Below are 14,077 nucleotides of genomic sequence, written 5' to 3' on the forward strand. Positions count from 1 at the left end.
ACAGAAGAGTTGCAAAGCTCACCTGAGAATGGTGGTCTGTAAAGGGAGCCATAAAGTTTTATAGCAGGTCAAAGATCTTTTTCCAGTCTCAATAGGGTTCGATACGTATCTCCTTGAGAAAACCTTCAACGCCAGTCGGTTCACAAGAGCCGGCACGCAACATCCGGCCGGTTCATCATGCCGCTGAATCGCCGCAGTGTGCTCGCGGTCAGCATCCGCCTCGGTTTTTCTGAATGTACGGAATTCTCTACGAGCGTAGGAGAGGTTGACTTGCTGGTTCGGTTGCGCTTCCTCGATTTTTGGGGATGACAGGGAAGTAAAAGCGCTAGGGGGAAGCGAATGACTACGCAACAACGTCGGTTACCAGGTTGAAGGATGAGACGCCGGTTAACTCGATTTGTAGATATGGTCCTCCAATTACGTCTCCTGTTAACACTCCGGTGGCAAAAGATAGCTGGTCTGAAGCGAACACTTGGTCCCCGGCTATCCTTAGATTTGCATCAATTGTGGAGAGGTCGATCTTATCGCCATCCCCTCCGGCTCCGCTAAAATCCAATATGACATCTTTTAATGCGCCAAATGGACTCTCGCTGGCATAATTCACGTCGAAGACGTCAGCGCCGCCCCCGCCATTCAGATGGTCCTTGCCCATTCCCCCCGTCAAGAGGTCACTGCCGTCCCCCCCGTAAATGTAATCGTCGTCCCCACCCCCGGCTAAAGCATCGTCACCCCCATAGCCGTACAGCGAGTTAATACCTCCACTCCCATTAATAGCGTTGTTATTGCCGTTGCCGTAACCGTCGATCTTCCCGCTGTTAAGCGTGAAATTTTCACCGTATAGGTTAAGGTGCTCTATACCGTAACCAAGCGTATGAGTTGCAGATGCATTTACCGTGTCTATTCCACCTACCGTGTCGTTGTACTTCTCTTTGGTGACGTCACCAATATTGTCGACCATAAAGATATCATTTCCACTGCCCCCATCCATGGTGTCAGCCCCTGCCCCACCGTCAAGATAATCGTTGTCTCCTCCCCCCGCTAATGCATCGTCGCCCCCGTAACCATACAGAGAGTTAATACCTCCACTCCCATTAATAGCGTTGTTATTGCCGTTGCCGTGACCGTCGATCTTCCCGCTGTTAAGCGTAAAATTTTCACCGTATAGGTTAAGGTGCTCAATGCCATAACCAAGCGTATGAGTTACGGACGTATTTACCGTATCCGCTCCGCCTTGGGCACTGTTATGCATTTCCCGAGGTATATCATTGATGTCGTCGACCATAAAGATGTCATCGCCATTTCCGCCTTCCATAATATCCGCTCCCGAACCACCGTCCAGATAATCGGCGCCGCCATAACCGTAAAGGATGTCATTGCCGCCCAAGCCCGAAATGGTATCGGCCTTACCGGTGCCCTGCAGTGACTGGTAGTACACGGAGTTCAGCCACGTGTCGTTATCGTTGTAAATTGTTCCGTTAACTGTTGCCATGATGATTGCCTTGAAAGAAGTTGGAAAAGATACGGAGAAACAATCACAAGCTAATATAGAATGCTCGGAAAGTATGTGAGTAATCGCACTCGTGGCGCAGTATTCCCGTGTATGGGAATTACGGGTCCAGCTCGGCTCATGGGTATCTCGTGTTAGCCTAGCTGATCAGGATGCGACTTATATGTCCGACGGTTTTATAGTTTTTTCGCGTGGATATGACAACTGAGCAAAAACTGCCCCCTCCGCAACTAGGGGCCTGAGATGACCGTTCGGCAACGAATCTTTCACGATCCCGGCTTCAGGACCGTGTTGATACAGTCACTATCCAAACCTATTGGCGCAGGGCGCAACAGCGAACGAGGACTAAGGGGGCTACGCGTTTGTCCACCTTCCTTGGCAAAGGTGAAAAATAGCGATGTGCGGCAGGTTTGAACAGTCGGAAACGCCGCGCTATTATGCTGATGCGCTGAGCGTTCATATCAGCGAGCGGCTCAAAATGCTGAGTGACAATACCCCTTCCTATAATATCGCCCCAGGGCAACGTCCATGGATGATCATGCTCCGTCAAGGCGAGTTGCTGTTCATCAGTATGAACTGGGGCTATCGAACCCCACAGGAGGGCACTGAAAAGAAGAAACCATGGATATGTGCGAGAGTCGAGAAGTCTCTAACAGGACGATATTTCTGGCACATGTTCAGCGAGGGACGCGTCATCATTCCTGCGGCGGATGGTATGTAGGGACGCTGGAGAACGGGAAGAAGCAGCCGTGGTACATCACCCCCAAAGCGAACGACCCTATATTCATGGCTGGGCTGACGAACTTTCAGCCAGACATCCAGCAAACAGTGGAAACCGGTTTCGTGATCGTGACTGAAGACTCAGGCGCCGGGATGGTCGACATCCACGACCGGCGACCGGTAGTGCTGGAGCCGGAGGACACGTTACAGTGGATGGACCCTTATACGTCAGTCGAAGAAGCCGCACACATTGCCCAGACCAGATCAGTCCCTACACAAGAATTCATGTGGTGGAAAGTGGACCGGGCAGTAAACCGAGTGGATCCCAATAACGACGGGAAGCACTTGCTAGTACCGATAAGCGAGAGCGGCTGAAACGGATAGTGCTTTACCGCTAGTCCTTACTTTCCGCTCCCATTGACCGCAGCCTTGAGCGCTGCACCAGGTTTGAATGCTGGAACCCTCGATGCGGCAATCTTCAGTTCCTCACCGGTTTTGGGATTGCGGCCAGTCCGTGCGGCACGATTACGTACTTCGAACGTCCCAAAACCGGGCAACGTCAGCGAATCCCCTTTTTTCAGCGTATGGGAAATAATTTCTATCAGTGCGTTCACCGCGCGGTCGGCGGCAGCGCCACTGGCGTCAGTCTTCGCAGCCATTGCCGCAACGAGTTCTTTTTTGTTCATGGTTTGTTCCTTTTCCCATCAGTGGATCAGGACAATATTATAAGTGCTAGGAACAGGAGGGCGGCAACAAGCTTCTTCCTGCAGCGAAGCCATCATGCTGCAGGCAGGATGGGCACGTTCAAGTCAAGCAGAATTATGCAGGGCTTGCGGCTGGTTGGATCATGGAGGTAGTTTAACGCCTCTCCTCCTTTTTCAACTTGCGCGATCTGGTTCTCGACGTTGGCCTTCCTTGATCGCGGATAACTGCTATAGCATCGACTTTATCACCTCCATAAGAGGTCATACTCGTTATGACCAATCCCGAACGCGGCCCACCTCACTTTATTCCTAATCAGAGAATATTGAGTCCAATCTATGAACCTCTAAATAAACTGTGGTGCGATAATATAATTCTTCAGCTTTGTTTTGCTGCGGAAACTCATGACCAAGGGGGGAAAGGGAAAGGCAGAAGCCTGACCGGATACCTTTGGGCGTCGTTGTATGAATACCCGCCTCTCTTTAAGTCAGGCCCAACTTTGGATCATAAATGCCGCTACATATTGAAACACCACTAATTGAATCCCACTCGATTAGCCGTAGAGTGGGTCAATCGATTTGGCTGAAAATGGAATCCGCACAGCCATCCGGTTCTTTCAAGACCAGAGGAATCGGGTATGCATGCGAAGAATATTTAAAACGAGGAGCAAAACGCTTCATTGCGTCATCAGGCGGGAATGCGGGGCTCGCGGTCGCTTTTGCTGGGCGGCGTCTTTCGGTTCCTGTAATCGTCATCGTGCCGGAGACAGCTTCAAAGCGGGCGGTAAATTTGATGTGTTTAGAGAACGCAGAAGTTATAGTCCAGGGGAAGTCTTTGGACGAAGCGCACCGATTTGCACTGTCGCTCATGCAACCTGCCGATGCATATATACATCCTTTCGATGACCCCCTGATTTGGAGAGGTCATGCCAGTCTAATTGATGAAATATTCCGAGCTGGTCTAAAGCCTGATGCAATCGTTCTGTCAGTTGGGGGCGGCGGTCTCCTGTGCGGTGTTATAGAAGGATTGAAGCGGAATGGAGGTGCCGATATACCTGTCATCGCTGTTGAGACTGAAGGTGCAGACTCCTATGGGAAATCCTTAAACGCCGGATTTCTTATCGAGCTTGCAAATATATCGAGTATTGCGACGACGCTAGGTGCGCGCATAGTTTGTGAACAAGCATTGGCATACTCAAGAGAGCACTGTATCCAAAGCGTTGTGTTGCCGGACCGGATAGCCGTTTCTGCTTCTTTGCAGTTTTTGCAAGATCATGGAATTGTGGTTGAGCCGGCGTGCGGCGTTGCGCTTGCTGCAGTTTACGAAAAAGTTGCGGCGTTATCAGGATATAAAACGGTATTGGTTATCGTGTGCGGCGGTGTTGGCTCTACCGCTGATCATTTAGTCGAGTTGTCACGTCTGGAATGTGACGCAATATAATGTTGCGCTCTATCGCCAGGCCGTATCGCCAAGGCTAGGTATGACTTGGAAACGTGAACATTGCGACGACCGGATCTTTGGAACAGGTAACCCCCCATTTCCCAAGGCTACTCGGCCACAATCAGCATCAATTTTTCTTTCTTGCCCATCTGCTTAATTTCGTATTCGCGCTTGCCTGCGGCTGAGCGGGTATCGCATTTTTCCTGGTACACAAGCATCACTGGACGCCGGTAGCGCGTGTACCTGGCCGCAAGCACATCATTAGTATTGTGTTCAGCCACTCGCCGCGCTACATCCAGGGCGATGCCAGTATATAAGCTGCCATCCGAACAACGCACCATGTATACGTTCCACGTATTCATTAATTAAACTAATCCAGTTTGGATCTGAGGTTAGCAGTATTAACTTCATCCGTGCAATAAAGGGCTATGACTTTCCTCTCTCCGTACTAAAGATGAGCATCTCCGTAACTGGATTCTGGAAGACAAGGACGCTTTGCAGCAGATAAGATGTTCAACAACGGCATGTGGGTTATAAAAAAGCTGCGGGCGTTAATCCCAGAAGATCCATTCGAAGTATTAATCAATGGCAAATCAATGGGGATGTCCAGACTCCTGTCCTTTGCGAAACGCGTACCCAATACAAACCGTTTCCCTCAGGTTCTTGTTATCTACTCTTCCGGTTATCTGCGGCTTAAAGCCGGGGCTGATCCTACGCCGCCGTTGGCGTTCGGTCAGAGCCTTGTCCTCGGGCCAGCAATCTCCGGTACCTCGACTTCATTTCGGAAGAGAACCTTATTCTTCCATCCCCAGTTACAGCGCGTCACTATTGACACATCCCAACTCAGTCCGAATGGTACGGGCAGGCTGCTGATCCAGATTACAAGCTCCCGCTCAAGTTCCTCCAATAGCGCCACGACTAATCAGATCATGAATCTCTCTTGGGCGCTGATCCTGGAAGACCCATGTGACTTGGCAACCACACTCCACGTAGCGGGAACGTTTGAACTCACAGAGGATGTGATCCCCGATCCGGCGCAGACGGAAAAGTTCGAGTCAGTGCGGCTCCTCCAGATTTCCACAATGTATATCGATAATGTCCGGCATGATGTTAACGCGCTTCGCTTCCTCACCGGTCGTAATGTGATGACGTTATGGTACGACCCTGCATTGGCGAATCTGCTGTTGCCGGTTTCTCCCAGCTCCCTAGATCTTGCAATGCCGATGTTCGATTCTATCCATACAGATGATGTCGGACAGCCCAACGGCAATACACCGAGCTACAGAATTAGGATTAACTCAACTACAGGCCCCATGACGGGCCCTATTGTGGTTCGAGCATTTTTCAACAGCAGCCCGAACCTACACAATGACAACTTGGGGCTGTGGGCCTTTCAGCGAACGCCAGCGTCGATTAAGAAGGGTACAACCGGAGACATCAATTACACCGTAATCGCTACTATAAATCCTCATTCCCTATCACTCCCTCATTCGTGATTTGCAGACTGCACTCTGTTGGGGCTGGCAGGACAACGGTCTCCGTTCTTCCATAAAACCCCACCTCATCGAACGGGCTGTTCTGAATGAATACGGAAACAGCGTTAGCAAACACGCGCTGCTTGCGCAGCCGCTGCGCTGCATTGGCAGCATGATTACTGATAGCTTCCCGCAGCTCCTGCAGGCTTTCGAACCTTTGCCCGAATGAGCGCGAACTCATGACCTGCTTGGCAATGGGCATCTCATCCAGCGGTAATTCGCCATATCTTGCTCTGTAGTGAGCGAGATTGAGTGCGAGTGATCTGGAACATTCGGCAAGCTGTTCTTTTGACAACGAGCAGAACGATGCGGGTAATCCTTGCCCCAATGGCACAGGGCAAGCAGGTGAAGCAAAGATTTACTCCGCGGAAAGCCTAGCCCAGTTATCTCCACTAGCGTACGACAAGAAAGAATCGAGGCCGCTAAAGCCTTGGGTGTGCGCATTAGTACGTTAGACGCCGAGGTGCGACGTGCGAGGCAAGCGATGGATGGCCCGCCGCCCCTGATTGACCAAACTGAACCATGCAATTCTCCAGTAATAGTTGCTGAGGTCCTGAATGAAATACTGGCCGGGTTTAACTCTCACGCCATACTGCCGAAAGGTGCCGGCACCCGTGTCCAGTTCGTCGGTATGCTCATGTGTCCATGGCAGGTAATATCATGCTTGCCGGACCCGAGAGGCGTTTTGTAAAGGCCTTTAGCCTGGAGCGCGGCCAAGACGGGGTTCTGCGCTGGCTTGGGTGTCAGAACGTCGTCACCCTGGTTACCTCTCCCTTTCGGATTAGCGGGCGAGCCTTTGCGTTCCTTTTTGGAACGCCCGGCTGGAACAAGCTCCAATTGGAGCCTATCCATGATTTCCTGCTCCGTATAGCGCTTTTCAGGTCGCCACTCAACGAGACGACAGCGAAACAGCTCACCGGCTTCATTCACATATTTTGGCTTGCCGTTGATAGCAACGGGAAGACGTGCCCACCGGCTTGAAGGACCGGTTGCGCCAGGATCGCACAAGCGGGCTTCAATTAGAGTATTGAGTAACCGGCCCGCCGCAGTAGCGTCAGTGATGGGGTCGCCGCCGTTTTTGGCCTTATCCCCGAACCCGAAACCTATGCCCTGCTGCTAGCTGGTCTGGGTCTGCTGGGCTTTATCGCGCGCCGCCGCAAGATACTTAAGCAGAGTTTGATGCCGTGCCATAGGGGAGCAGACGCGGCCCCCTTCGGGCTTATTGTTTCCAACGCTTGAGGGCTGCTCCTGGCACTTGGCGGCAGTTCGAATATGATCCAAAACGGACGCAGTCGCTCCCACCCAGCCCAGGCTTGCTTAGGCCGTGCGACGCCGCGCCATGAAGCTCACGAGACCCAGACCGGCTAGCAGCAGGGCATAGGTTTCAGGCTCTGGAATAGGGGCCAGCAGGAAGGCATGATCTACCCCTGATTTTGAATTGTGCGCGTCCCCAACAATCCACCCGTGGTCGTTGATACCATTTGCAACAGTCAGCACCCAGCCCGCATTCACCGTGCTGGTATCCAGAAAACTATTGAGATCGGTCACGGTGGTGCCATTCCACAGGGCGGCGTGTTGAGCCCCATCCGTGGTAGCGGCCCACCCTGTCACTTGGCCCGAATCATTGATGGCAAAGGCTTCACTGGAACCGCCACCCAGCGTGCCCAGGTCCTTTAGCGTAGAGCCATTCCACAGGATGGCGTGACCGTTCGCATCGCCAGGGAAATATGCACCGCCAGCCACTTGGCCGGCATCGTTGATGGCGTACGCCCAGCTAGAAGTGCCGCCCAGCGTGCCCAGGTCGGTCGCCGTGGTGCCATTCCATACGATAGCGTGAGGGGCCAGCTGGGGATCTGGTCTGTCGGAGAGATGAGTAGCATACTGCCCATCCTGCCACTTGGCCGGCATTGTTAATGGCGCGGGCGGTGCTGTTGGGGCCGCCTAGCGGCGCACCCAAGTCAGTGAAGGTATAAGCTTGGGCATTAGCTTGGCTTGTGCTCGTCAACAAAACAGCCGTGATGAGCAAACCAAGAAGGGATAATTTTGCGCTCATTTGATCTACCTCCTGATAACGTACGTTAATCAGCTGGGGAAAGCTCACCGAATAGGAATCGTTGCGTCGCTTGCTTCCTCAAACGATGATGCCGAGCGAAGGCGCCGCCCCTCTTATTATCGTGGTCACTCTTACGATAGTCTAGTTAGGGGTACGCGGCTACAGCCTGAGTAGACTATTTGAGAAGACGTAAGTCTCTGTGGAGTGGAACAACAATAATTGGCCTTCGGGATTCGTTTAACAGCCAAGCCAACGCCATCAACAATGCCGGTCAAGTGGTAGGGACTGTGGAAAGAATTACCGGCAGCAGCCACGCCTACTTGTGGAAGGGTGCCACCACGAGGACCGATCTGGGTATGCTCGGAGGAAACCCCAGTTGCGCCGTCGCCATCGACAATACCGGCCAAGTGGCAGGGTGGTCCGAGACGACTGGCCCGGCTGCTCCGCACGCCACCCTGTGGAATGGCACCACGAGGACCGACCTGGGTCCGCTGGGCGGGATTGATAGCAGAGCCTTCGCCATCAACGATGCTGGCCAAGTGGCAGGGTGGGCTTCTACCACTGGTGGGGCTCACCACGCCGCCCTGTGGAATGGCACCAGGGCGACGGACTTGGGCACGCTCGGTGGGAGTCGCAGCGAAGCCCTCGCCATCAACAGCGCCGGCCAAGTGGCAGGGTGGGCCTCTACCACTGGCGGGGCTCAGCACGCCATCCTGTGGAAGGGCACTACCGCGACCGATCTCAACGGTTTTCTGGATGCCAGCATAGTGAACGCCGGCTGGATGCTGAGTGTGGCAAATGGTATCAACGACAATGGGTGGATTGTTGGGAACGCACACAATTCAAAATCAGGTTTAGATCACGCCTTCTTGCTGGCTCCCATCTATACATTCACCGACCTGGGCACTCTGGGGGGACTAACAGCTACGCCAGCGCCATCAATAATGCCGCCAAGTGGCGGGGTGGGCCGATACCAGCGCTGCCCAACACGCTACCCTGTGGAATGGCACCACGGTGACCGACCTCGGCACGCTCGGTGGGGATCACAGCCAAGCCCACGCCATCAATGAAGCTGGGCAAGTGGCGGGGTGGGCTAATACCACTGGCAACGCTGCACAGCACGCCACCGTGTGGAATGGCTCCAAGACCACCGACCTGGGCACTCTGGGCGGCCCGAACAGCCGTGCCAACGACATCAATGATGCGGGCCAAGTGACGGGGGACTCCCGGACCACTGGCGACGTTACCACTCACGCCACCGTGTGGAATGGCAGCACCGCGACCGACCTGGGGTACGGGGTTAGCATAGCGTACGCCATCAACAATGCCGGCAAAGTAGTAGGGGAGTCCTTCTCTCTCTATGACGGCTTCCACGCTACCGTGTGGAACGGCGCCACGGCGGCTGACCTGGGGCGGGGTATCGCCCGCGCCGTCAACGATGCCGGCCAAATCGCGGGGTCTGACCTCGGCTCAGATGGGCCTGATTGGCTACGTCATGCCACCCTGTGCTGACTGTGGCAAGTGATATCAACGACAATGGTTGGATTGTCGGGAATGCACACAATTCCAAGACAGGTGTGGACCACGCCTTCTTGCTGGCTCCCATCCCCGAACCAGAAACCTACGCCATGCTGCTGGCTGGTCTGGGTCTGCTGGGCTTTATCGCGCGTCGCCGCAGGACTGCTTGAGCAGAGTTTGATGCCGAGCCATAAAGGCGTAAATGTACCCTCGGGGCTTATTGTTTCCCGCGCCTGAGGGTCCCTTCCTGGCACTTGGCGGCAGTTCGAAGCTGACATCACTTATCGGATCAAATCCGAACTAATACACTTGATAACATTTTGTTGAACACTACTCATGGGGTTACTCCTTTGCGCTTTTAGCGCTCAATTGATAAAGATTCGCACCTCTATCAAATCGGGTAACCCCGCCTTTGGCAAGGCCCTACTGTCAGATCATCTGAACTACTACACTTAAAGGCATAAGCAGGTGCTTTCCGTCGTTATACCGTTACCACCCGGTCCACCTTCCACCACATGAATTCTTCTGTGGGGACTGATCTGGTCTGGGCAATGTGGGCCGCTTCTTCAATTGGTGCATCAGGATCCATCCACCGTAACGCATCCTCCGGCTCCAGCACTACCGGTCTTCGGTCATGTATTTCCACCATTCCGCCTTCGCAATTCTGGGTGACAGAGGATCACGTCGTGGTAGCGCTTCCTGCTGCTGTGCCTAAAAAGCTTGGGGAACTCTATATGCTATGGATTAAGGCGTAAAGGGGGCCCTCACACCGTGGTCTTCCTTCTTTTTGAACATTTCACATCCGCGCGGCGCATCGTCAAACGAGAACGTGGGCACGGGCGCTTTCGGGTATTTTAACTGGCGGTTAATCGAACCCATGATACTAATCGTGCCGCGGCAGCATGAAATTCCATTTTTCTACCCCCCCCCCGCGCTTAATATTGCGCATTCTTTTCTTCTACCACAAGCTCCTCAAATTGATCTAATGGAAGAGGTGGACTGAACAGGTAGCCTTGATAAGTAGTGCATCCATGCGTCGCAAGAAAGTCCTTTTGTGCTACGGTTTCCACCCCCTCGGCAATTACCGCCAACCCCATGCTTTTTGCCAAGAGCAGAATGGCGCGGACTATTGTTGCGTCGTTATTATCAGTGAGCACGTCCCTCACAAATGACTGATCGATTTTTACCCAATCTATGGGCAGGCGTTTCAGATAGTAGAGCGAGGAATAACCGACACCAAAGTCATCCAAGGCAAAGCCCACACCCTTGGCTTTAAGTGCAGCCATCTTCTCAATGGTGTCTTCCATGTTGTGGACCAGGATGCTCTCCGTAAGCTCAAGCTTGAGTCGTTGCGGATCGGCGCCGGTTCGATCGAGGATCGAAACTACCTGCTCGACAAAGTCTGGCTGAGAGAACTGGCGGGCACTGATATTCACGGCGAGATTAAGCTGAGCAGTCGTCGGGCGCTCCGACCAGATTGCAAGCTGGGTACAAGCAGTCTCCAACACCCAGGCACCCAAAGGAAGAATCAGGCGCGTTTCCTCCGTTTGAGGAATGAATTGGTCCGGAGGCAAAAGGCCGCGTCGAGGGTGTTGCCATCGTATCAGCGCTTCCGCACCCATAATCCCGCGGCTATCTACCTGCGGCTGGTAGTGAAGAACAAACTCGTTTCTCTCCCAGCTTTTGTGCAGGTCCGACTCCAGAGCAGCGCGAGCATTAATTGCGGCTTGCATATCCGGATCAAAAAAACACATGGCATTTCCCCCTGATGCTTTTGCCTGATACATCGCCAGATCCGCTTGCTTGAGCAACTCGTCGGTTGTGTGTGACTGATCGTTAAATACTGCGACCCCTATGCTCGCCGTGGTGTGGTGTTTATATGCATTTAGACTGAAAGGTTGATTGAACGTACTGCGAATCCTTTCGCAGACGGCTTTTACCTGAGCAACGGCTGCGTCATAATCTTCGCTAAAGTCTGTTACCAGAATTATTACAAACTCGTCGCCCCCTAAGCGGGCGACAGTGTCACCTTCGCGCACACATGAGCTCAGGCGGGGAGCAAGTTGCTGAAGCAACCGGTCACCCAAGTCATGGCCGAACGTATCATTGAGCAGTTTAAAATTATCGAGGTCGATGAACAGTAGCGCGCCCATGCGGTGGTTACGGGCCCTCGCTACGAGCGCCTGCCGCAACCGGTCCAGCAAGAGTTGCCTGTTGGGCAAACCCGTCAGAGAATCGAAGAATGCCAAGTACTGGATTTTGTTCTCAGCGCTCTTGCGTTGCGTAATATCTGTATTGATTGCGAAGACCGCTTTGGGCTGTCCCTCCTCATTTCTGACCAACGTCCAACGTGCTTCAACGGGCAATATGCTTCCGTCCTTGCGCCGCTGTGCGATCTCGCCTCTCCATTCCCCGGAGTTCAACAACAGGCTGGTTGCTTCATTGAAGGTCAGGGTGTCCTCATACAACAGCTCTATCGATTTGCCCAACACCTCTTCGGAAGTCCATCCATAGAGCCGCTTGGCACCCTCATTCCAAAACTGAATGCGATGATCGATGCCATTCACAATGATCGCGTCGGTTGCCTTGTCGAGCAAGGAAGCCTGCTGGCGAATGCGAGCACCGGCTTCCTGGCGCGCCTGCTCAGACTGCTTGCGCTCGCTAATGTCGTTAAAATATACAGCCAGGCCCTCTTCCGACGGGTAGGCGTGCACCTCGAACCAGCCCTCCAGAGGCGCGTAGAAGGTTTCAAATTTCACTGTGGTGTTTTCAGCCAGCGCTCGGTGGTATTCACGATCAAAGATTGTGCCTATCGCCTCCTTAAATTCGTTCCAGAGCACTTTGCCCAGAAGTTCGCCCCGCGGGCGCCGTAGCAGATTTTCCGCTTCCTTATTCACATAGGTGAAGCGCCATTCCCGATCCACGGCGTAAAAAGCCTCGGTAATACTTTCCAAAATCTTCTCTGTGCGAAGCTTCGCATTTGAAAGTTCGAGCGTTGTCGCCTGCTGCTCCTCTATGGCCAACAGCAGTTTTTTATTTAAACGTTCTAGTGCTACAGCTTTTTCTTTTTTCACTAAGAGAACAAAGAAACTTTGCTCGTCAAAATCCGATCAGAGTTCCCCAGACCGATGTTTTCCACTGTTAAAAAGAAGGAAACTCTCTACCATGCCTCACTAGCAAAAATTCTCAAAGGTCTGGGCACGATACCCTGAACACCCAGAGAGACAAAAGCCACCGCTCTGTGACGAAACTCTACCCCACACCTCAGTACCTGTCATTTGTTACAGCTGTTTACGTTATCCATTCTGATGTCTAATGCCCTTGGCTCTGCGACAGAGTTCCTCGGAACAGTGTTTCTCAATCTCACCAAAAATTAAAGGAGCCTGACGTTTCTGCATGAGACTCATCATATTGCCATTACACTCGGCGGCAACAACGTCCGCGATTGCCGCTGTCACAACTGCGAACCCATCCTACTTCAGGGGCTGCGGCGCCGCCCCATAAGGCCCGCAGCCCTAAGCCGGAATTGATCTCGTGAGAACAAAAAAATCAGGAGAGGTAAAGCTCAATCAAAACGGTCCGGACTGATGTGAAGGTTGATATTAAGAAGATATGAGGATTGATGAGAACTGGCAATAACAAATTATTCAAGATATACGAGCATCCGACTGAACGGATTGAGGCTGTTAAAGTCGGATTTAGCTGGCCCGCATTTTTTCTATCAGTTATCTGGATGATGGTACATCGCCTATGGTATTCCGCTGTGTTGTGGATTGCCCTATACGCCATCGTACACGTTGCAGAGGGGTTCGTTGAGAGGATGGAAGATTCATCCTTGACGTTTCTATTACTCTTTGTTGTATTAATTGCATGGGGAGCTCTCTGCCTGGTTCCAGGTTTGAGAGGTAACTCTTGGAGAGAAAAAAATCTGGTTCGTAGAGGTTATAGCCCGATTCAAACTATTAGAGCTGAATCCAGTGGGGACGCTATTTCCAAGGCGAAATTAGCCGCAAGTGGCAATGTGAGTAGGTGACAGCTCAGGCTGCTACTGAGGGATTAGAACAATGCCGATCGCGTTTTTGTTCGGCCTGGACCCCCACAAGCGTTGCTGGCCTCCTAGTCCTTGCACTTTATAATGATGCCCAGTTAACTGATTAGAAGCGAATTACAAACATGACCAAAAAAGAACTCGTTGATGCACTGGCTGCGAAGACTGACGCCAGTGGCGCTGCCGCCGACCGCGCTGTGAACGCACTGGTGGAAATTATTTCCGATACGTTGAAAAAAGGGGAGTCGCTGACGTTGCTGGGCTTCGGAACGTTCGAAGTACGCGATCGTGCGGCACGAACTGGCCGCAATCCCAAGACCGGCGGGGAACTTCAAATTTCCGCATCGAGGGTGGCAGCATTCAAACCAAGTGCAGCGCTCAAGGCCGCCCGTCAACGGGGGCGGAAAGTAAGGATCAGGAGCGTCAAAGCACTATAGGTTTCAGGCGCTCTCGCTTATATGTAGTAGTCGCGACTTCATCTGACAGTTACCCGATTTGACAGGTGCAATTGTCAGATCAGATTTAACTATTCAGTGCGGTAATTTTATCGTTCC

General features: G+C 52.7%; 15 protein-coding genes and 2 pseudogenes. 9 read left to right on the plus strand and 8 right to left on the minus strand.

The window, feature by feature from the left end; genetic code table 11:
• Window positions 1-343: 343 nt before the first annotated feature.
• A complete protein-coding gene (locus BM022_RS06480; protein ID WP_091137840.1) occupies window positions 344-1,489 on the minus strand; it encodes a calcium-binding protein in 1,146 nt (381 codons plus the stop codon).
• 415 nt (window positions 1,490-1,904) lie between these two features.
• Here BM022_RS06480 and BM022_RS06490 point away from each other — a divergent pair.
• Window positions 1,905-2,602: pseudogene (locus tag BM022_RS06490) on the plus strand (SOS response-associated peptidase).
• A 26-nt stretch (window positions 2,603-2,628) separates the two neighbouring features.
• Here the strand turns inward: BM022_RS06490 and BM022_RS06495 are convergent.
• Window positions 2,629-2,913: an HU family DNA-binding protein gene (locus BM022_RS06495; RefSeq protein ID WP_091137844.1), complete on the minus strand. Its 285-nt coding sequence runs from the start codon at window positions 2,911-2,913 to the stop codon at window positions 2,629-2,631.
• 526 nt (window positions 2,914-3,439) lie between these two features.
• Here BM022_RS06495 and BM022_RS06500 point away from each other — a divergent pair.
• The gene (locus BM022_RS06500) at window positions 3,440-4,369 is read left to right on the plus strand and encodes a pyridoxal-phosphate dependent enzyme (protein ID WP_091137846.1); all 930 of its coding nucleotides are present in this window, start codon (window positions 3,440-3,442) and stop codon (window positions 4,367-4,369) included.
• 107 nt (window positions 4,370-4,476) lie between these two features.
• Here BM022_RS06500 and BM022_RS06505 read toward each other — a convergent pair whose 3' ends face one another.
• Window positions 4,477-4,731: a GIY-YIG nuclease family protein gene (locus BM022_RS06505; protein ID WP_091137848.1), complete on the minus strand. Its 255-nt coding sequence runs from the start codon at window positions 4,729-4,731 to the stop codon at window positions 4,477-4,479.
• Window positions 4,732-4,878: 147 nt separating this feature from the next.
• Between BM022_RS06505 and BM022_RS06510 the strand changes: the two genes are divergently transcribed.
• Window positions 4,879-5,865 (plus strand): hypothetical protein, encoded by a 987-nt coding sequence (locus tag BM022_RS06510; RefSeq protein ID WP_091137850.1) that lies wholly within the window; start codon window positions 4,879-4,881, stop codon window positions 5,863-5,865.
• Here the strand turns inward: BM022_RS06510 and BM022_RS06515 are convergent.
• Together BM022_RS06515 and BM022_RS15145 are read right to left on the minus strand one after the other, a co-directional pair.
• A complete protein-coding gene (locus tag BM022_RS06515; RefSeq protein ID WP_256208999.1) occupies window positions 5,828-6,199 on the minus strand; it encodes a DinB/UmuC family translesion DNA polymerase in 372 nt (123 codons plus the stop codon). The genes BM022_RS06510 and BM022_RS06515 overlap by 38 nt on opposite strands.
• Window positions 6,200-6,486: 287 nt before the next feature.
• Window positions 6,487-6,756: a hypothetical protein gene (locus tag BM022_RS15145; RefSeq protein ID WP_143079544.1), complete on the minus strand. Its 270-nt coding sequence runs from the start codon at window positions 6,754-6,756 to the stop codon at window positions 6,487-6,489.
• Between the two features lie 234 nt (window positions 6,757-6,990).
• Here BM022_RS15145 and BM022_RS06525 point away from each other — a divergent pair, with 234 nt between their 5' ends.
• Window positions 6,991-7,143 carry a PEP-CTERM sorting domain-containing protein gene (locus BM022_RS06525; RefSeq protein ID WP_091137886.1) on the plus strand — a complete coding sequence of 51 codons (153 nt, stop codon included), beginning with the start codon at window positions 6,991-6,993 and terminating at the stop codon, window positions 7,141-7,143.
• A gap of 78 nt (window positions 7,144-7,221) precedes the next feature.
• Here BM022_RS06525 and BM022_RS06530 read toward each other — a convergent pair whose 3' ends face one another.
• Window positions 7,222-7,812: a PEP-CTERM sorting domain-containing protein gene (locus tag BM022_RS06530; protein WP_091137853.1), complete on the minus strand. Its 591-nt coding sequence runs from the start codon at window positions 7,810-7,812 to the stop codon at window positions 7,222-7,224.
• 324 nt (window positions 7,813-8,136) lie between these two features.
• Between BM022_RS06530 and BM022_RS15150 the strand changes: the two genes are divergently transcribed.
• Genes BM022_RS15150 through BM022_RS15945 form a run of 3 tightly spaced genes read left to right on the plus strand, consistent with a single transcriptional unit; the run spans window position 8,137 to window position 9,645 of the window.
• The gene (locus BM022_RS15150) at window positions 8,137-9,027 is read left to right on the plus strand and encodes a hypothetical protein (protein ID WP_143079545.1); all 891 of its coding nucleotides are present in this window, start codon (window positions 8,137-8,139) and stop codon (window positions 9,025-9,027) included.
• Window positions 8,912-9,469: a hypothetical protein gene (locus BM022_RS06550; RefSeq protein WP_091137855.1), complete on the plus strand. Its 558-nt coding sequence runs from the start codon at window positions 8,912-8,914 to the stop codon at window positions 9,467-9,469. Before BM022_RS15150 ends, BM022_RS06550 begins: the two co-directional genes overlap by 116 nt.
• A 2-nt stretch (window positions 9,470-9,471) precedes the next feature.
• Window positions 9,472-9,645: an FxDxF family PEP-CTERM protein gene (locus BM022_RS15945; protein WP_256209002.1), complete on the plus strand. Its 174-nt coding sequence runs from the start codon at window positions 9,472-9,474 to the stop codon at window positions 9,643-9,645.
• Window positions 9,646-9,956: 311 nt separating this feature from the next.
• Here BM022_RS15945 and BM022_RS06560 read toward each other — a convergent pair.
• Both BM022_RS06560 and BM022_RS06565 read right to left on the minus strand, forming a co-directional pair.
• A pseudogene (locus BM022_RS06560) lies at window positions 9,957-10,136 on the minus strand (SOS response-associated peptidase family protein); the annotation flags it as partial.
• Between the two features lie 274 nt (window positions 10,137-10,410).
• Window positions 10,411-12,549, minus strand: a complete 2,139-nt coding sequence (locus BM022_RS06565; protein ID WP_256209003.1) for a sensor domain-containing protein — start codon at window positions 12,547-12,549, stop codon at window positions 10,411-10,413.
• Between the two features lie 548 nt (window positions 12,550-13,097).
• Here BM022_RS06565 and BM022_RS16370 point away from each other — a divergent pair.
• Window positions 13,098-13,508 carry a DUF2628 domain-containing protein gene (locus tag BM022_RS16370; RefSeq protein WP_091137859.1) on the plus strand — a complete coding sequence of 137 codons (411 nt, stop codon included), beginning with the start codon at window positions 13,098-13,100 and terminating at the stop codon, window positions 13,506-13,508.
• 140 nt (window positions 13,509-13,648) lie between these two features.
• Window positions 13,649-13,960 (plus strand): HU family DNA-binding protein, encoded by a 312-nt coding sequence (locus BM022_RS06575; protein WP_091137860.1) that lies wholly within the window; start codon window positions 13,649-13,651, stop codon window positions 13,958-13,960.
• The last annotated feature ends 117 nt before the right edge of the window (window positions 13,961-14,077 follow it).

This window comes from Nitrosospira sp. Nsp14, from assembly GCF_900113575.1.
GTDB lineage: Bacteria > Pseudomonadota > Gammaproteobacteria > Burkholderiales > Nitrosomonadaceae > Nitrosospira.